This is a genomic window from Acinetobacter harbinensis (assembly GCF_000816495.1).
Taxonomy (GTDB): Bacteria; Pseudomonadota; Gammaproteobacteria; order Pseudomonadales; family Moraxellaceae; genus Acinetobacter; species Acinetobacter harbinensis.
Genome location: NZ_JXBK01000001.1, coordinates 1,959,573 through 1,977,492, shown reverse-complemented (window position 1 = coordinate 1,977,492; position 17,920 = coordinate 1,959,573). Strand labels below are relative to the sequence as shown.

Here is a 17,920-nt window from a genome sequence, read left to right as displayed (position 1 = left end):
TCTTACATCTGAATATGAAAAGCGGGATCTTCCCGCTTTTTTAATTTATGATGAATACACAAAAACCATGTCATAAAGGGATCCTTGCATTGAATGGTGTAGGTTATTCTTTCATTAAAAATAAAAATATAATTTGGTCTGCAAGTGTCTGTTTACTTGCGGTCTTTTTGACGCTATTCATTTTAAACAGCATTGCCGGACTGTTGGTTTTTTATATTGATCCAACCCAGTCTATTTTTTGGCATAGTTTAAGCCCTTATTTAATTACAGTATTGCTCAGTGTTATGAGTCTTTCCGTGCTGTATGAGTTTTACGTATTTCGTTTGGGCGGGCATTCTTTAGCAAAACAGTTGGGCGCACGGCGCTTAAGTTTAATTGAAAGTATTCCTGAAGAAAGTGCAGCATTAAAAATTACTCAGCAATTGGCAGATACTTTTTTAATTGAAGCGCCTGTGGTGTATGTTTTGCCTGATGAAGTGGGGGTTAATGCACTGACCGCTGGGTTTTATCCACGCGATATAGTCATTATTTTGACTTGGGGAGCATTACAAAATCTGGATGAGTTAGAGTTATATGGCTTACTCAGCCATAAGTTTAATAAAATTTTATCTGGTGAAACCGCTGAAAATACCCATTTGAAAATTTTATACAGCAGTCTGACCAGTTTTAGTCAGTGGGGTAGTAAAATTGCCAAAATGGGTTTTACCAAACAGGGTCAAGCTCATGTTCATAAATTTGCTACTTTCTTTGTCGCGGTGGGTGGTTTAATTTGGCTGATTGGTAGCTTGGGTGTGTTGATTACGCGCTTGATTAAATATGTATCATTGGGTGGGCGTACCTTCCGCAATGACCAAAAGACCAAACGCTTAATTCAAAATGATGCGATTATTCAAACCTTGTTAAGAATTTATGTACATCATTCAGGTTCGCAAATTCACAGTGAATATGCAGAGTCGATTGCACATATGTGTTTTGCCAACTCCTTAAGTCCACAAAACTGGCTGAATATTCATCCGAGTATCGAGCAGCGAATTTATGAATTAAATCCAGGTTTAGTGCAAGACTTACAACTGGAAAATTTAAAAAAATTACGCAATCAACCACTGTTTAGTTTGTTTCGCTCCTTAGATGAAATGGACACTGAAGTCTATGCACCGTGGAGTTCGCCGCAACCCTTGCCACTATTGCGTTTATCACCGATTAGTTTTGCCATTAAAGATGCGATTAAGCCCTTAAATGTCGAAGTGCGTAGAAATATGCTGCGTCCTGAACTCATTCAACGTGCATTACAAACGGCCACGGGTTCACGCGAGGTGATGGTGGCTATCTTAATGATTCGGCAATACCGTGAATTTATTCCTGCCGAGGCGGAAGTCAGTCGCGCAATTGTAGATGCCTTGCTGCATTTGGATGGTCGTGTGCATATTTCTATTTTTTATGATGCCTGTAAAAATATTGGCGCGATGCCGGCCACAGTCGCACGGCAATTTTTAATGAAGCTGGCACGTATTATTCAAGAAGATGGTGAAATTGGTCTGTTAGATGCATTACTGCTTGAACGGGTGAAATATGAATTAAAGCTTTTGCCGTTACATACGCCAACGTCATTGGAGGAAGTTAAACCGCATATCGTGCGCTTAATTGATGCGTTATTGCATGTACAGCAAATCAATAGTCACAATCAACTAGAAGCACGACAAGCAATTTTAGAGCGCGTCTTAAGCGCAGATGAGTTGGAACTCTATGCAGAAATCTCTGATGAGCCGATCGACTTGGCTGAAATTCTCAATGATATTGCTGGCTTATTGCTTCGCGACCGTTTGGCGATTTTAAGTATTGCTGAATTATGTTTGTGGAATGACCGAATTATCACCCAAGATGAACTGGATGTTTTGCAATTGCTGTATTGGCGATTAGGTTTTGAAACACGTGAAATTATTGAAGAAATGCAGAAAAAAAATAGCTTAATGATTGTCTAAAATAGCTGCACTCTGTTTAGGCTCAGATTGGATTTCAACTGTCTGCTTAAAAAGTGCCAAGAAAAGCGCAGCAAAAACTGGCTAATCTCGTTAGAATGTTAAACATTGAATGGGTGATGGAAAAACATGATCGGGCATCAGCGTGACATATTGGCAGCATTAGGAATTGATATTTGGATTCCCAAGGATGCGCTGTGTCAAAAAATGCCATCTTCGAGCATTTGGCGTGATCAGGCCGCAGTTGAAGATATAACCGAAATCATCGTGAGCAAAGCAGCCGCCATTCCTGCTGTAGAAGTTCAATTCAAGGCGGAGCCAACTCAAACAGTTGCGCCGGTTGTATCTTTGGCTCAGCCCATTGAGCTGCAAGCAGAGCCGCTCTCTGTGCTTGAGCCACAGGTCATAGCACAGGTAGCGGCTTTTCAATTACAAGCTTTTGCCTTGCCACATTGCGTGATTGTGGTCGATGCCACCTCGATGAGTAGCGAGCAACAGCAACTTTGGAATAATATTCAGCAAGCAATATCGGCAGAATACGCGCTATTGCAATGGCCATTTCCTTTGCTTGAATTTCAAGATGGACGCGGTGCAGAAAGTTATGTACAAGGGTTTTTAGATGCGCTCAGTGTGGATAAAAATATTCTTTTCTTGGGGCAATCTGGCTATTTCAAGCATGCAAAAGGTATGCAATTGGCCAGTTTACAAGAAATGCTCGACCAACCCTTATTAAAAAAACGCCTGTGGCAGTTTATGCAAAAATCGAATCACAGCACGGATGCAATATGAATAAAAAAGTGGTGGTCTTTAGTCAGTTAGATGATGCAATCATTCAACGATTACAAGCAGATTATGAAGTGGTGCTGATCAATCCCAAACATGGTGATGTGAATGCACAAATTCGCCAACATGCCCAAGATGCAGATGGCATGATTGGGGCAGGGCGTTTACTCAATGCTGATAATTTGGCCACCGCACAGCAGCTGAAAATTATTTCGAGTGTGAGTGTGGGTTATGATAATTATGATTTGGCTTATCTGAATCAACAAAAAATTTGGTTGTCACACACGCCGCATGTATTAACTGAAAGCACTGCCGACTTGGCTTTTACCTTATTAATGACGGGCGCGCGTAAAGCTGCCTATTTAGACCAATGGACCAAACAAGGTAATTGGACACGTACTGTAGCTAAGGCACAGTTTGGGCAAGATATCTTTGGGAAAACCTTAGGCATCATTGGATTGGGTCATATTGGTGCGGCGGTTGCGCGCCGTGGTTTTCATGGCTTTAATATGAATATTCTGTATCACAATCGCCGTGAAAAATTAGAATTGGCGCAGCCGTTAAATGCCACTTACTGTAGTTTAAATGCGTTATTGCAACAGTCTGATTTTGTGGTATTGGCAGTCGATTTAAACTCTCAGTCCAAGGCTCTCATTGGAGCAGATCAGTTGCAGCAGATGCAGTCACATGCCGTATTGGTGAATATTTCTCGCGGTTCCGTGGTGGATGAGTCTGCTTTAATTGAAGCCCTTAAGCAGAATAAAATTTTTGCTGCCGGACTGGATGTTTATGCCAAAGAGCCGTTATCGACCTCGGAACTCTTTACTTTAGACAATGTGGTGACCTTACCGCATGTTGGTTCAGCAACGGCAGAAACCCGTCAAAAAATGGCTGAATTGGCTTATCGTAATTTGGTCGATGCACTTGAGGGGCGTACGCCCACTTATTTGGTTAATCCTTCATTTTGCTAAAATTGAATAACACTTCATTGCAAATTTCTGCAATTTTCAATGCTACAGTTTAACAAATTGAGAAAAGTAGTTTAGGAATAGACATTGAAACGGTTTTGGTTGACCTGTAGTTTCGCTGTTATGGGCACGTTGGCGGCCCCCAATCACCTCTATGCCAATGTGTCTTCTGCATTTAATGTGCCTGAGATTGGTGGTGGCGTAGGTTTTATTGATCAACAAAAAGAAAAAGCCATTGGTGAAAAAGTATTTCGCGAAGTACACAAGCAAATGCCGGTGCTACAAGATCCTTGGTTAGAAGATCAATTGCTGACGGTATTTTCAAATATTCTCAGTCAAACTCAGTTGGGACAGCCGATTGGTCTGGTCATCATCAATGATGCTCAAATTAATGCTTTTGCGGTGCCAGGTGGATTATTCGCCATCAATACGGGGTTGATTACCTCTGCACGCAATATTGATGAAGTCGCCGGCGTTATGGCGCATGAAGTCTCCCATGTATCACAGCGTCATTATAGTCGTTCACAAGAAGCGTTTAAGGGGCAGGGTTTACTGACTTTAGCGGGGCTTTTGGTTGGCGCATTGGTGGCTTCGCAGGCAGATGGTGATGTTGGTACCGCAGTATTGTTGGGTTCGCAAGCAGCACTGATGGATAAACAGCTTAATTATAGTCGCAATCAAGAGCGCGAGGCCGACCGTATTGGTATGCAATATATGTATGCTGCCGGTTATAATCCACAAAGTATGGCAGATTTTTTTGAAGTCATGCACCGTGCCACCAGTCGAGTGAGTTTTTTACCTGATTTTTGGTTTACTCATCCGCTAACCACAGAGCGTATGAGTGAGGCACGGTTAAGAGCCAATCAACTGCCCAAAGTACAATCAAATTTGCTTGATGAAGACTTTGAAATTTTGAAATGGTATAGCATGGTCATTTCGAATCAAGTGACTGAGCAGCAACTACAAATTTTAGCCAAACGTAAGAATTTTGCTGGCGAATTAGCCTTGTCGGCTTTTTATTTAAAACAGGGCGATTATGTTTTGGCGCAGCAAATTTTAGATCAGGCCAAAGCGCAACAACGCGTTAATAATCTATTAATGCTCATTCAGACTGATATTTATTTGGGGCAAAATCAAACCACAGCGGCCTATAATAGCATTCAGTCCGCTGCACGCGTTATGCCAGAAAATCGGGCTTTAGCCTTTAAATTAGCAGAAGTCTTTATCCGGCAGAAAAATGCCAGTGCTGCAATTGCCCTGATTCAGCGCTTTAGCAGTAAAAATCCACGTGATGTTCAAGCATGGCGTCTGATGCAGCAAGCGGCAAATATTGATCAGCAATCCCCGCTGAGAGCAATCAATGTGTTGCGTTATCGGGCAGAGGTAGAATATTGGTCAGGCTGGGAAGAAAATGCGATTAAGTCATTGTTGCATGCACAACGTTTAGTCAAAGATAAAAATAATGCACTGTTGTCTGCACAAGTTAAAATCCGCCTGAATGAGATGCAAGCAGAGCGCCAACTCAGAATTTAATTTGAAATAATGTTTACAGTGAATAATAAAAAAAGGATGTAGGTTATGGTTGAAGGGCAATGTTTATGTGGTTCGGTGAGCTATCGTTATCATGCAGAGATTGAAGGAACGATCATTTGTTACTGTCAGCATTGTCAAAGTGCACAAGGTAGCCTGTTTGCTTGGAATAGTCCTTTAGATTACGCTAAATTTGAAATTGTGAGTGGGGTTGAATCTCTAAAAAATATTTCCATAGTCCCGATAAAGCCCGCGTTTTTTGTCAAGTCTGTGCTAGTCCTATTTATTCTTATCGAGTTGATTTGCCAGCTGTTATACGTTTGCGTTTAGGAACGATAACGCATGGTCAATTACCGGCACCGACAGTGCAGAGTTATGTGCAACACAAAGCCTATTTTTTACATATAGCTGATTAAAATCAGGCATTAAAATGCTTAACTTTATGATAATCTTGCTTTGGATTTTGACTTTAACCATGCACAGTATTGATTGGTCTATGAAAAAAATATTATTTTATCTTTTAATGGCGGGGTGTTTTACATCGAATGCAGCTTTTGCAAGTGTAGAACAATATGTGGCAGCGGTAGAAAAAACCTCTACTCAATATAAGCAAGATACCCGCAATTTTTTTAGTAGTTTAGATGCGCGGCAAAGCAGCTTTACGCCAGAGCAACAGACAAAATTTTGTGCCATTGTCGATACTTATATTCAGCAATTGTATCAGGCGGCTGATCAAAACAGAGAGTCGTTAGATCGTCAATTTAGACAGATGACCAAACAAGATGTGATTAATCAAGTGATGTCATCAAAAGAGATGTTTGTATTGAAGAAATATAATCTGCAGTGTGATTTTAAATAAATCCAACTAACTTTTGAACTGTCTTTGCATAAAGGCAGTTCAACGTTGAAGAAATAATGACTTAAGAGGTGGGGTTTATGCAAGTTTCGCTTTAATTTTGGCTGAAACCTGTGCAGGATCGGCACGTCCGGCTATGATCGGACGTAGAGAATTCATCACCTTACCCATATCTTTAATGCTAGTAGCTTGTTGAGCAGAAATAGTCTGCGCAATCATAGAATCAAGTTCTTCCTCAGTCATAGCGGCTGGTAGAAATTGAGAAATAATCTCAAGTTCAGCTTGTTCTTTACTAGCTAAGTCTTGTCGATTAGCGCCTTCGTAGGCTTTAATCGATTCTTTACGTTGTTTGATTTGCTTCTCAATGACCGTAAGAACCCGACTTTCATCAAGCTCAATACGTTCATCAATTTCAATTTGTTTAATTGCTGCTTGTAGACCACGCAGAACCGTTACTGTTGCCATATCTTTGGCACGCATCGATGTTTTTAATGCATCAGTAATTTGGGTTTTTAAAGTCGTCATCTATATATTCCAAGCAGTCAATCAGTCACAAATTAATTTTAGTAAAGGCGAGTTGTACGTACAGATTCACGCGCCAATTTCTTTTGGTAGCGTTTAACTGCAGCAGCTTTTTTACGTTTACGTTCTTGAGTTGGTTTCTCATAGAATTCACGTTTACGAACGTCAGCTAAAACGCCTGCTTTTTCGCATGAACGTTTGAAACGACGGATAGCTACGTCTACTGGTTCGCCTTCTTTCAATTTAACTTGTGGCATGAAGAATCCTCATTAAGTTATGGATAAGATCTGCCGCACGATTGCGCCAGATCACAAGTGAAGGCCAGTATTTTACTCATTTACATCTCATATCACAAGTCTATAATGGCTTTAGCAATATTTAGATATCAATAAAAGGTAGTTTAATGATCGTTCTTGGCTTAGAAACTTCATGTGATGAAACCGGTTTGGCACTTTATGACAGTGAACTGGGGTTAAGAGCTCAAGTGTTATACAGTCAAATTAAATTACATGCCGAATATGGCGGTGTGGTGCCAGAGTTGGCATCGCGTGATCATGTGCGCAAACTTATTCCACTCATGAATCAGCTACTTGAAGAAAGCCAACTTAAAAAATCAGACATTGATGCGATTGCATATACGCGTGGTCCGGGCTTAATGGGCGCTTTAATGACGGGTGCATTATTTGGTCGAACCCTTGCTTTTGCTTTAAATAAACCTGCGATTGGCGTGCATCATATGGAAGGTCATATGTTGGCACCATTGTTATCGGCAACCCCACCGGAATTTCCGTTTGTCGCTTTATTGGTCTCTGGTGGACATACCCAACTGATGGCCGCGCATGGTATTGGACAATATGAACTGCTGGGTGAGTCGATTGATGATGCCGCTGGTGAAGCATTTGATAAAGTGGCCAAAATGCTTGGGTTGGCGTATCCGGGTGGTCCGAATATCGCAAAATTAGCGTTACAGGGCAGCGCCACCGCCTTTGATTTTCCACGTCCGATGTTGCATCAAGGTTTAGATTTTTCCTTTAGTGGTTTAAAAACAGCAGTATCGATTCAATTAAAAAAAGTGGCTGGACAAGGCCGCGAAGCCGATATCGCCGCATCATTTCAAGAAGCCTTGGTCGATACCTTGGTTAAAAAATCAGTTAAAGCATTGAAACAAAGTGGTTTAAAGCGTCTGGTGATTGCAGGCGGTGTTAGTGCCAATACGCGCTTACGTGAGCGCTTAGAAGCAGATTTAGCCAAAATAAAAGCACACGTTTATTATGCAGAACCTGCGCTATGTACCGATAATGGCGCGATGATTGCTTTTGCCGGTTATCAGCGTTTAAAGGCCGGACAATGTGATGGCTTATCGGTCACCACTACGCCGCGCTGGCCGATGACGGAATTAACCAATCCTGAAGCGATATAAAATCGAAATCTTAATTAGAGGCGTAAGCCTCTTTTTTTTATGCTGAATATTGCTGTTTTTTCTATAGTTTGACTTTTGTAGTGCTGTGTAGCTGAGTTATATAGGATGGATAACGCAGTGATGACAAAATGCAGGATAAGTGCTTCAATCCTTTTATAGTAATGGCTCATGACTAAAAATAAATAAAGGATTAAAAATCATGTATAAAGACGAAAACACCTCCAAAGATGAGCAACATTTAAGTGATGACGCGCAAGTGCAGATGTACAAGAAATTTGCAACAGGCGTATCGCTGAGTTACGACATCTTGGATATTCATAACATTCCCGATGCTGCAAAGTCGGGTCATTTTATTGAATTTAGGTATGGCGGTTTTGGTTCAGCATTATCTGCACATCCAACTGCTAAAAATCAATTCTATGCCTTAACCGATCGTGGGCCGAATACCACCTATAATGTGAATCACGATCATGGGAAAATATTTCTCGATCCAACCTATACCCCAAGAATTGGCTTATTTGAACTACAAGCAAACGGTACAATTGCTAAAATTAAAGAAATTTTATTAAAAAATCCACAAGGTCAAACAATTAGCGGATTACCCAATCTGCATTTTGGTGCCAGTAAGGAAATTGCTTACGATCAACAGGGCTGTGTTTTGGCTCAAGGCAACGATGAGTTTGGCCTTGACTCTGAAGGGTTGGTGGCATTAAAGGATGGCAGCTTTTGGGTAAGTGATGAATATGGTCCACATATTGTGCATTTTGATGCAAATGGCGTGGAAATAGACCGTATCAATGCCTATCCACAAGACATGCGTAGAAAGTCCGGTTATTTACTGCCCGCGGAATATGCCAATCGACGTCAAAATCGCGGTATGGAAGGATTGACTATTACCCCTGATCAGAAAAAATTAGTTGGCATTATGCAATCGAGTATGAGTAATCCAGATGCATCGGTTGCAGGCTCCGATTTGGTGCGAATTATACTGATTGATTTGCAGACCAAAGCCATTTCGCAATATCTCTATCAGCAAGAAGCAGATTCAAAACAACATTCTAATACTGCAATTACCGCATTAAATTCAACTGATTTTTTAGTGGCAGAACGCGACGATGACTTTTATAAGGATAATCCGAAGGCTTTTAAGCGGGTGTATAAAATTAATTTAAATGCCGCTACAGACTTGGAGCAAGTTCAGCCGTCAAGCGCGATGCAACAAGATGTAAATCTGGGTTTAATGATCGATGGGCAAACAGTAGAGCAGTATGTGTTAACAGCCGGATGGAGCGGTTTGGCTGCGCATGGCATTTTGCCTGTCAGTAAAACTTTGCTGGTGGATTTGGTTGAACGCTTGGACTATCCGCATGATAAAGTCGAAGGGCTGTGGGTGATTGATGAGCAGCATTTAGCGGTGATTAATGATGATGATTATGGGTTTTCTGAAACTGATGGGGTGTTAGAGCAAAAATATTTAGATGTGGATCAAAGCATGATTGATAGCAATACTTTATATATTATGGATGGTTTAGATTTAACTCCAAGTGCTGAATAACTGAATAAAGAGCAGCTGTTGATTAAACCCGCTGCTCTTTATTTTTACATCAAACATTCAATTTTTGATTGATATATCGTCATTTAATCTGTGCTTATAATTTTTTTAAGCCTTCTGAACCAATCCAGTGTTTAGAGAATTGATAGGCTGCACGTCCAGAGCGTTGACCACGACTTTGCGACCATCTTAAGGCTTCTGCGCGAACCTCAGCGCTAAGTGCTAGGTTTTCTTTGGCCAAATAGTGCTCTACAATCTCTAAATATAAATTTTGATCCATCGGATAAAAAGACAACCATAAACCAAAACGATCCGACAGTGAGATTTTCTCTTCAATGGCTTCTTGTGGATGTAACTCTGTGTATTGCGGCACATCAATACGTTTAATGGGCGTATTTTCATGCATAAATTCAGGCAATAGATGACGACGGTTACTGGTGGCGTAGATAATAAAATTACTGGAACCGGACTGTAGTGAGCCATCTAAAATACTTTTTAGACTGCGATAGTTTTCATCTTCAGCATTAAAGGCCAAATCATCACAATAGACGATAAATTTCTCTGGGCGTTGTTCAAGCAAGCTTTGAATCAGCGGCAGATCCGACAAATCATCACGTTCAATTTCAATTAAACGTAATCCCTGCGATTCATATTCATTCAGCAATGCCCGCACAATAGAGGACTTGCCGGTACCGCGTGAACCGGTCAATAGGACATCATTGGCAGGTAAGCCTTTTAAAAATTGTAAGGTGTTTTGAATCACCTTTTCTTTTTGTCGCCCAATGCCTTTTAAATCGTCTAGATAGATTTTCTTGGGTTGTTGAATGGCTTTTAATTGTTGGTTTTGCCATTTATAAGCGGATGCCGAAAAATCAGTGGGTTGTCTAAGTTCAGGCAAATTTTGTTGCAGTTGTTGCAATACATTTTCGAGCGTTTGTAAAATACTGTCAGGTAAATCAAGAGTGGCCATACAAATTCAGCTTATAAATAGAAGAGAAAAAAGGATGATTTTACTTGAGAACTGTATATCAAATAGGCATCATTTACCAATTGGGTTGGCATGTCCAGTACTGAATAATCACTGGAGCTGCTGTCATTACAAGGCTTGATACCCTATGATAGGTAGGTAAGAAGAATGAAAATATTGGGGATGGATATGCTATTTAAAGATTTAACACAAGATATTAATCCGCATCAAGCCTATCGTATAAAAAAATTAAAAAGTCAGCTGGAAAAGTCCGAATCCTATGAGGAATGGAAAATGCTGGCCTTAAAAATAGATGAGGAATCCGGTGCGCAAGAATGGAAATATGACAATTGCTCACCGTATTTTGATGCCGAGATTATTGCCCATCGTTTAAGTCTGTTAAAACGCTATCGCTTTCAAAAACGCACGCATGATTTGATGTATTTATTGCGTGAAGGTTTAACCTACGATATCGCCAATATTGCCCATCCGATGTTGTTTACCGCAACCTATGTCGGCACCAAAAAGATTATTGAAGATTATGTCGAGGAGGTCAGCGAAAGTTTGGCCTTTGTGGCTTCGGCTGCCTGTCAATGTTTATCGCTGACCGAGAAAATTGATTTCTTTCAGCATTGTAAAAAAGCCTATGGACAACCAGCACTGATGTTTTCCGGTGGAGCAACATTAGGCTTATTCCATACCGGAGTATGTAAGGCTTTATTGGAACAGGATTTAATGCCAAAAGTGTTATCCGGTTCCAGTGCAGGTGCGATTATGACCGCGATGCTGGGCACCTCAAAACCGTCAGAAATTTCAGGGCTGTTACATGGTGAAAACTTTTTTAGTGAAGCCTTTCATTTTCGTAAAATTAGCGAGATTTTAAAGAACAATGGTGGTCTTGCTGATGTGAAGTACTTAAAAAACTTCTTGATTGAAAATTTAGGCAATATCACTTTTGCTGAAGCCTTTAAAGAGTCGGGGCTGCATATTAATGTCGCAGTTGCACCCTATGATAGCTCGCAACAAGCCCGAATCATGAATGCCTATACATCACCTGATTTATTGGTGTGGAGTGCAGTTCTCGCCTCTTGTGCAGTACCAATCTTATTTCCGCCGGTGAAGCTGACCAGTAAACGCCATGATGGGCAGTTAACTCCCTATATGGCAGATGCACGCTGGGTGGATGGCAGTGTACGCAGTGATTTCCCACAAGAGAAAATGGCGCGCTTATATAATTTAAATTACACCATTGCCAGTCAAGTGAATCCGCATATTGTGCCATTTATGCAAACGGATGCAGAGCGCTATCGTCAGGATATGCTCAGTTGGCCAGAACGAATTATTCGTCGCCAAAGTAAGGTGATTAGTAAGGGCATTGTTGATTTTACTCGTGGCCGTGTGGGCAAGATTCCACCAGTCAGACGTTTGCTAGATCATAGTTATGGGGTGTTTAACCAAGGCTATTATGGCGACCTCAATATTGTCGGGAATTACAGTCTGCGCCACTATAGCTATATGTTGCAAAATCCGCGGCCTTATTTGTTTCAATTGTTGCAGCGTGAAGGTGAGCGGGCGACATGGCCGAAAATATCCTCGATTGAAACCCATGCGCGCGTGGGTAAAACCATTCAGCATTGTTTAGAATTGTTAAGTTATCAAGATGATCCAGCGCAAAAAAGAGCGGAATTTATTGCAGTTTAATATTGACGATTTGGCTCAACTTGCTCTGACTTTATCTACACCGCCGAAAAGTTTAACCTTTGGGCGTGCATTGTATCGTTTTCAATATCAACAGCAGCAGTACTGGTTAAAAACCCAAGATCTGAGTGCTCATCCACATTATGTTGTGGGCTTTTTAAACGAACTGGATTTTTATCGGCAGGGCATGACGCAATCTCATTGGCCTTGTATTTTATTGCCCAGTCAAATCATACGCTGTGCTGAGGCCGTACATCCATATATACCCGCAGGGCAGACCACCTTAATTCTCAGTGATGCTGCACCGCGCATAACACATTGTACGGCGCTGTCCGTTTGGCAAATAAAAACCACGCTCATGGATATGATTGAAGCTGTGCAACAATTGCATCAACGCGGTTGGATTCATGGCGATTTAAAAAAACAGCATTTTGTCCAGTACCAACAGCAGACCTGCCTGATTGATTTTGAGCAGGCGCAGCGTCTAAATTTAACGCCAGTACAGCAAGGTTTAACTGCCACTCCACGCTATATGGCCCCCGAGCTTTTTCAGGGCGCAGAAAAAACCGTACAAACGGATATCTATGCTTTAGGCATAATTGTGTATGAATGGTTGACAGGGCAGCGTTTAGCTGCAAAAAACTATCAAGATTGGGCATATTTGCATTGTCAGTATTTACAGATTCAGCTGCCACCGCATCTTTTGCAGTTCGAAACGCTATTAACGGGAATGTTGGCCAAGCAAAAAGAACATCGCTTTATCGATATGCAGCGTGTAAAAGAGTGCTTAATAACTGAAAATGTTTAAGAAAAAGACAAAAAATGTGTTTTTGTTTTTTATTTAAACAAACAGAGCGATTTTTTAGAAAAAGGTCTTGTCATCAGGAATCGATCTCTATAATATACACAGCCATTGGGGGCGTGGCGGAATTGGTAGACGCACTGGATTTAGGTTCCAGCGCCGCGAGGTGTGAGAGTTCGAGTCTCTCCGCCCCCACCACTTAATGATCAACGTAAGTGTGATTGTTAAGGAAATAGAGGATTGGTGTAATGGTAGCATGACGGTCTCCAAAACCGTTCGTCAAGGTTCGAGTCCTTGATCCTCTGCCAAGTTTTTAAAAATCCAGCGTTAAGTTGGTATCCTGATGGGGACGTGGCGAAATTGGTAGACGCACTGGATTTAGGTTCCAGCGCCGCAAGGTGTGAGAGTTCGAGTCTCTCCGTCCCCACCATCATATTGAAGCAAGGTATTTAAACCTTGCTTTTTTATTGCCTAAAATAAAGCAATGCTAAAAAAATAAGCCCAATCATGGGCTTAATTATAATTAAAAATTGAGTAAATTATTTTTATAGAGATACAAAATATTAAAACAGGATTTAAGCTTTTAAGTGATCCTCAAACTCTTCTCCCAGTTGCATGGCCAGTGAATTACCGGCTAAGTCGCAAGTCACCAGACCGTATTGCTTTTTAAAACTAAACGTAAAACCACGATTATCCGTAAGCGATTTCACCGAATAGCCTATATTTTCTAACCAAATACGAAATGCAATTAAATTTTTTGCCTTAACAACTTTCTTCACGACAGGACTCCTTGTTCATATTGGATACTAAATTAATAATAGGGATATGCTGTATTTTTTAAAGGGGGAGTTTTGTATTTTGATCTAAAAGTAATTTTAATGCATATTTTTTAGACTGTAAAACGGCAAAATCGCCGTTAAAATGCTGCAAAAATCTTTAAAAATAACCAGCATACTAATGACATTGGTTGTGGCTAATCTACTCTAGAGTATTGAATTATATATTTTAATTTTTATTGATAATATTTGAAAGATGGAGCGATTGTTGCGTAAGGGTTATTAGAAATATTTATATACAATTTTTGATCGGCTGTTGCTCAATTTTCATCAGCTTTTCCTGATTTCATGTTTTTACCCTGCCAATACAGCTGCATAAAGCGATTGGACAGGCTATCTTTGGCAGATTAAAGATATAAAAAATGCAGATTTTAAGGTGTAACTGCCTACATAAGCGCGTATAAACTGGGCTTTAAAATCTTGAATGAGGATCGTCGTATCTACTTTTAGCATCGGTAAATTCAGGTGCCAATATACAGCTGTATAGAGAATGCGACGATCTATAGAGAGGGGTTACTTACATTAGAAATGTTCGGTCAAATTAAAAATTATCTTTTAATTGTCTTAAACGTTGAAATTCTGCAACGCTTTCGACTCTTAAAAACGGATTGGTTTCTAATTCCAGCGCAATTGTGCTGGGTAGGGTCGATTGGCCGAGCATACGCTGTGCTTTGACGTCTTCATAGCGCTGTTGAAGCGCCAGATTATCTGCTTCAACATGCAGTGCAAATTGAGCATTGGCCAAGGTATATTCGTGGGTACAGTAAACTTGGGTGCGTGCAGGAAGTGCTGCTAAACGATTCAGTGAATGATACATTTGCTCATACGTTCCCTCAAACACACGACCGCAGCCCATCGCAAAAAGGGTGTCGCCGCAGAACAAGACATCTAGTGCATCAATAAAATACACAATATGACCCAAGGTGTGACCCGGGACAGCAATAATATCAACCTGTAAATCGTGAAAAGTAATATGGGCTTTATCTTGCAGAGGATGACTGATAAAGGGCACTTTGCTGAGTTCTTCGCGTGGGCCATACACGGCAATATTACGATTGAGTAAAAGTGTCGGTACGCCGCCGGTATGATCTTTATGCCAATGGGTAAGCCAAATTTGACTGATTTTTAACTGATGTTCTGTGCAGTAATGCTCAACTAAAGAGGCTTCGGTTGGATCAATCACCACCACTTCGCCACTGGCTGTATGCTCTAACAACCAAATATAGTTTTGTAATTGATTTTTAACATCAATCATATGGATTTTAAATTTCATAAGCTATGCCATCAATCATACAGATCAGGATAAGCTATCGTTAAAGCAGCTTTTTTTCTAGTCATCGGGCATAAAAACTTTTTTTAGCCGATTTTTAGCTTGTATTTAGCGAGATCAGAGCGCTTCCAAGCTTAAATATTAAAGTTTTATTTAACGGTTTTTAAGCTGTGACGGAATGAGGATTTGGCGCTTAGTGCTGGTTTTTTGACTGATTGGCCCAATAGCATGTGCAGTGATGTGAAGAGTTTAAAAGCAGGCTTTGCTTTTGCTTTATAATGCAGTCAGCTTATCCTCTGGGAAGAACTATGAATATGCCTTTGATATTAAATGTCATCGCATTTTTTGTGCTATTACTTTTATTAACCCGTACGCGAAAAACAGACTGGAGCTTAGCCAAAAAAGTTTTGGTGGGTTTATGTTTAGGGGTGGCGTTTGGTTTGGTTTTACATTTTATTTATGGTGAAAATTCTCCCGTATTAAAAGATACCATTCAATGGTTTAACTTGGTGGGCAATGGTTACGTTAAACTTTTACAAATGGTGGTGATGCCATTGGTTTTTGTCTCGATCCTCAGTGCGGTTATCCGTTTGCATGATGCAGGGTCCTTGGGAAAAATCAGTTTTTTTAGTATCGGAATTTTGTTGTTTACCACCGCAATTGCAGCGTGTGTCGGAATTCTAGTAACACGCTTATTTGGCTTAAGCGCCTTAGGTTTGGTACAAGGCACGGCAGAAACTGAGCGTCTGAATACGATTCAAGGCGATTATGCCGGTAAAGTCTCAGAGTTGAACGTACCCGATTTATTTTTATCCTTTATTCCCAGTAATCCATTTGCAGAGCTTACCGGTGCGCATCCGACCTCAATCATCAGCGTGGTTATTTTTTCCGTACTGTTGGGTATTGCCGGTTTAAATCTGATTAAAACCGATCCAGAGAAAGGTCAAAAAGTCGTCGCGGCTATACACATTTTACAAGTATGGGTGATGAAGCTGGTACGGCTGATTATGACTTTTACTCCGTATGGGGTTTTCGCTCTTATGGCCAAAGTGGTGGCCAATTCTAAGCTGGCGGATATTTTGAATTTAGGCGGCTTTTTGTTGGCCTCCTATGTCGGTTTGGCCATTATGTTTATGGTGCACGCGCTTATTTTATCCATCAGTGGCGTCAATCCTGTGCAGTTTTTTAAGAAGGTTTGGCCTGTACTGAGCTTTGCTTTTACCAGTCGTTCCAGTGCGGCCAGTATTCCGTTAAATATTGAGGCGCAAACCAGACGTTTAGGGGTGCCGGAGTCAATTGCCAGTTTTTCAGCTTCCTTTGGAACCACCATTGGGCAAAATGGCTGTGCCGGTTTATATCCGGCTATGCTTGCGGTCATGGTTGCTCCTACGGTTGGGATTAATCCGTTTGATCCGATTTGGATGCTAACCTTGGTCTGTGTGGTTACCTTGAGTTCTGTGGGTGTTGCTGGCGTTGGCGGTGGTGCGACCTTTGCTGCACTGATTGTTTTGCCGATGTTGGGCTTACCGGTAACCTTAGTGGCATTACTGATCTCGATTGAGCCATTAATTGACATGGGGCGTACAGCGCTAAATGTAGATGGTTCAATGACCGCCGGTATGGTGACCAGTCAACTGTTGGGTCAAACCGATAAAGCCATTTTTGACAATGATGCGGTGGATTTAAAAGAAGTCTAAAGATTGAGAGAAGGCTTCATTGTAAATGACAGCAAAGGTATAAACAGCCTTGCATGATCAAGACCCTGTTTATGCCGAATCTTAAATGCCTCATAACGCGGTGGTTTAACGAGAGTCGGCTGTTTTGTCCCTTAAAGAGGAAGCGAAATGAAAATTAAAATGTATCAGGTCGATGCGTTTACAAATGCGTTATTTAAAGGTAATCCTGCGGCAGTGATTGTCGGGCCATCATGGTTAGATGACGGCTTAATGAAAAACTTGGCTTTAGAAAATAATCTTTCGGAAACAGCCTTTGTCAAAATCATTGATGCAGAAAATTATGAGATTCGTTGGTTTACCCCAACCACCGAGGTGGATTTTTGTGGTCATGCCACCTTGGCCAGTAGTTTTGTCTTGTTTAAGGACTTTACCACAGCATCAACCATTCAATTTCATGTGAAAAATTTAGGTATTTTTGTGGTCAGCCAACAGGCAGACGGCAAAATAAAAATGAACTTTCCTGTGCGCCGTGCCAAGAAAGTTGAAGATTATCCGGAAATTTTAACTAAAGCGCTAAGCAAACCATTTAAAAATGTTTATTTAAACAGCCAAGCCTACATTGTGGAATATCACCATGTACAAGATGTGCTAGATGAGGTGCCAAATTTAGAATTACTTAAACAATTGGGAAAAATTCGAACGGCCATTACTGCACAGGTTAATCCGCTAGATGTGGTGATTACTGCGCCAGATCTGCATTATGATTGTGTATCGCGTTATTTTGCCCCAGCCAATGGTATTGATGAAGATCCGGTGACCGGTTCAATTCATACGGCTATTGCGCCGCTTTGGGCAGAAAAATTAAACCGGCAAGATATTTTAGCTTATCAAGCCTCCGCACGAGGTGGAAAACTGTACTGTAAGATTCTGGATGACGAACGTATTGAAATTTCAGGTTATGCAAAATTGTATATGCAAGCAGAATTATACTTAGATTAAAGAATATAAATCTACGACAAAGCCGCTGAAATAAGCGGCTGTTTTTTCAAAACAACACTACTCAA

Annotated in this window: 16 protein-coding genes, 3 tRNA genes and 1 pseudogene; 15 read left to right on the top strand and 5 right to left on the bottom strand. The window is 40.9% G+C overall.

What is annotated here, in order from left to right:
- Positions 1 to 89 precede the first annotated feature (89 nt).
- The 6 genes and pseudogenes from SE27_RS09250 (at position 90) to SE27_RS09225 (ending at position 6,116) form a co-directional block, all read left to right on the top strand.
- Positions 90 to 1,979 (top strand): M48 family metalloprotease, encoded by a 1,890-nt coding sequence (locus SE27_RS09250; RefSeq protein WP_148308929.1) that lies wholly within the window; start codon positions 90 to 92, stop codon positions 1,977 to 1,979.
- 126 nt (positions 1,980 to 2,105) lie between these two features.
- Positions 2,106 to 2,765 (top strand): hypothetical protein, encoded by a 660-nt coding sequence (locus SE27_RS09245; protein WP_039622790.1) that lies wholly within the window; start codon positions 2,106 to 2,108, stop codon positions 2,763 to 2,765.
- Positions 2,762 to 3,730: a 2-hydroxyacid dehydrogenase gene (locus SE27_RS09240; RefSeq protein ID WP_039622788.1), complete on the top strand. Its 969-nt coding sequence runs from the start codon at positions 2,762 to 2,764 to the stop codon at positions 3,728 to 3,730. Before SE27_RS09245 ends, SE27_RS09240 begins: the two co-directional genes overlap by 4 nt.
- Positions 3,731 to 3,850: 120 nt before the next feature.
- The gene (locus SE27_RS09235) at positions 3,851 to 5,260 is read left to right on the top strand and encodes a M48 family metalloprotease (protein ID WP_052251723.1); all 1,410 of its coding nucleotides are present in this window, start codon (positions 3,851 to 3,853) and stop codon (positions 5,258 to 5,260) included.
- A 45-nt stretch (positions 5,261 to 5,305) separates the two neighbouring features.
- Positions 5,306 to 5,673: pseudogene (locus tag SE27_RS09230) on the top strand (GFA family protein).
- 80 nt (positions 5,674 to 5,753) lie between these two features.
- Positions 5,754 to 6,116 (top strand): hypothetical protein, encoded by a 363-nt coding sequence (locus tag SE27_RS09225; RefSeq protein ID WP_039623930.1) that lies wholly within the window; start codon positions 5,754 to 5,756, stop codon positions 6,114 to 6,116.
- Positions 6,117 to 6,191: 75 nt separating this feature from the next.
- On the opposite strand, the gene SE27_RS09220 is transcribed toward SE27_RS09225, so the two are convergent.
- On the bottom strand, positions 6,192 to 6,638 hold the full coding sequence (locus SE27_RS09220) for a GatB/YqeY domain-containing protein (protein WP_039622783.1): 447 nt from the start codon (positions 6,636 to 6,638) through the stop codon (positions 6,192 to 6,194).
- 38 nt (positions 6,639 to 6,676) lie between these two features.
- Positions 6,677 to 6,892: a 30S ribosomal protein S21 gene (rpsU, locus tag SE27_RS09215; RefSeq protein WP_001136722.1), complete on the bottom strand. Its 216-nt coding sequence runs from the start codon at positions 6,890 to 6,892 to the stop codon at positions 6,677 to 6,679.
- A 146-nt stretch (positions 6,893 to 7,038) separates the two neighbouring features.
- Between rpsU and tsaD the strand changes: the two genes are divergently transcribed.
- Complete coding sequence (gene tsaD, locus SE27_RS09210) at positions 7,039 to 8,055, top strand: tRNA (adenosine(37)-N6)-threonylcarbamoyltransferase complex transferase subunit TsaD (protein WP_039622780.1); 1,017 nt, start codon at positions 7,039 to 7,041, stop codon at positions 8,053 to 8,055.
- Between the two features lie 199 nt (positions 8,056 to 8,254).
- Positions 8,255 to 9,610 (top strand): esterase-like activity of phytase family protein, encoded by a 1,356-nt coding sequence (locus SE27_RS09205; protein WP_052251722.1) that lies wholly within the window; start codon positions 8,255 to 8,257, stop codon positions 9,608 to 9,610.
- Between the two features lie 94 nt (positions 9,611 to 9,704).
- Here the strand turns inward: SE27_RS09205 and SE27_RS09200 are convergent, their stop codons facing one another.
- Positions 9,705 to 10,577, bottom strand: coding sequence for an ATP-binding protein (locus SE27_RS09200; RefSeq protein WP_039622778.1), 873 nt, complete (start codon positions 10,575 to 10,577; stop codon positions 9,705 to 9,707).
- Between the two features lie 186 nt (positions 10,578 to 10,763).
- On the opposite strand from SE27_RS09200, the gene SE27_RS09195 reads away from it, so the two are divergent.
- From SE27_RS09195 to SE27_RS09175, 5 genes are all read left to right on the top strand, one after another.
- A complete protein-coding gene (locus SE27_RS09195) occupies positions 10,764 to 12,275 on the top strand; it encodes a DUF3336 domain-containing protein (protein ID WP_039623926.1) in 1,512 nt (503 codons plus the stop codon).
- Positions 12,235 to 13,080 carry a serine/threonine protein kinase gene (locus SE27_RS09190; protein WP_081406892.1) on the top strand — a complete coding sequence of 282 codons (846 nt, stop codon included), beginning with the start codon at positions 12,235 to 12,237 and terminating at the stop codon, positions 13,078 to 13,080. Before SE27_RS09195 ends, SE27_RS09190 begins: the two co-directional genes overlap by 41 nt.
- 107 nt (positions 13,081 to 13,187) lie before the next feature.
- Positions 13,188 to 13,272, top strand: a tRNA-Leu gene (locus SE27_RS09185).
- Positions 13,273 to 13,308: 36 nt separating this feature from the next.
- Positions 13,309 to 13,382: transfer RNA gene (locus SE27_RS09180), tRNA-Trp, on the top strand.
- Between the two features lie 37 nt (positions 13,383 to 13,419).
- A tRNA-Leu gene (locus tag SE27_RS09175) sits at positions 13,420 to 13,504 on the top strand.
- A gap of 145 nt (positions 13,505 to 13,649) precedes the next feature.
- On the opposite strand, the gene SE27_RS09170 is transcribed toward SE27_RS09175, so the two are convergent.
- Together SE27_RS09170 and gloB are read right to left on the bottom strand one after the other, a co-directional pair.
- Positions 13,650 to 13,853 (bottom strand): hypothetical protein, encoded by a 204-nt coding sequence (locus tag SE27_RS09170; protein WP_039622776.1) that lies wholly within the window; start codon positions 13,851 to 13,853, stop codon positions 13,650 to 13,652.
- A 598-nt stretch (positions 13,854 to 14,451) separates the two neighbouring features.
- Positions 14,452 to 15,183, bottom strand: coding sequence for a hydroxyacylglutathione hydrolase (gloB, locus tag SE27_RS09165; protein ID WP_039622774.1), 732 nt, complete (start codon positions 15,181 to 15,183; stop codon positions 14,452 to 14,454).
- A gap of 305 nt (positions 15,184 to 15,488) precedes the next feature.
- Between gloB and SE27_RS09160 the strand changes: the two genes are divergently transcribed.
- Both SE27_RS09160 and SE27_RS09155 read left to right on the top strand, forming a co-directional pair.
- The gene (locus SE27_RS09160; RefSeq protein WP_039622772.1) at positions 15,489 to 16,877 is read left to right on the top strand and encodes an L-cystine transporter; all 1,389 of its coding nucleotides are present in this window, start codon (positions 15,489 to 15,491) and stop codon (positions 16,875 to 16,877) included.
- Positions 16,878 to 17,030: 153 nt separating this feature from the next.
- Entirely contained in the window at positions 17,031 to 17,855 is an 825-nt protein-coding gene (locus tag SE27_RS09155; RefSeq protein WP_039623924.1) for a PhzF family phenazine biosynthesis protein, read from the top strand.
- The last annotated feature ends 65 nt before the right edge of the window (positions 17,856 to 17,920 follow it).

Coding starts and splice junctions, on each gene's coding strand:
- SE27_RS09220 (WP_039622783.1), bottom strand. CDS start 6,638: ATGACGACTTTAAAAACCCAAATTACTGATGCATTAAAAACATCGATG.
- gloB (WP_039622774.1), bottom strand. CDS start 15,183: ATGAAATTTAAAATCCATATGATTGATGTTAAAAATCAATTACAAAAC.
- SE27_RS09190 (WP_081406892.1), top strand. CDS start 12,235: ATGATCCAGCGCAAAAAAGAGCGGAATTTATTGCAGTTTAATATTGAC.
- tsaD (WP_039622780.1), top strand. CDS start 7,039: ATGATCGTTCTTGGCTTAGAAACTTCATGTGATGAAACCGGTTTGGCA.
- SE27_RS09245 (WP_039622790.1), top strand. CDS start 2,106: ATGATCGGGCATCAGCGTGACATATTGGCAGCATTAGGAATTGATATT.
- SE27_RS09195 (WP_039623926.1), top strand. CDS start 10,764: ATGCTATTTAAAGATTTAACACAAGATATTAATCCGCATCAAGCCTAT.
- SE27_RS09160 (WP_039622772.1), top strand. CDS start 15,489: ATGAATATGCCTTTGATATTAAATGTCATCGCATTTTTTGTGCTATTA.
- SE27_RS09235 (WP_052251723.1), top strand. CDS start 3,851: ATGGGCACGTTGGCGGCCCCCAATCACCTCTATGCCAATGTGTCTTCT.
- SE27_RS09200 (WP_039622778.1), bottom strand. CDS start 10,577: ATGGCCACTCTTGATTTACCTGACAGTATTTTACAAACGCTCGAAAAT.
- SE27_RS09225 (WP_039623930.1), top strand. CDS start 5,754: ATGAAAAAAATATTATTTTATCTTTTAATGGCGGGGTGTTTTACATCG.
- SE27_RS09240 (WP_039622788.1), top strand. CDS start 2,762: ATGAATAAAAAAGTGGTGGTCTTTAGTCAGTTAGATGATGCAATCATT.
- SE27_RS09205 (WP_052251722.1), top strand. CDS start 8,255: ATGTATAAAGACGAAAACACCTCCAAAGATGAGCAACATTTAAGTGAT.
- rpsU (WP_001136722.1), bottom strand. CDS start 6,892: ATGCCACAAGTTAAATTGAAAGAAGGCGAACCAGTAGACGTAGCTATC.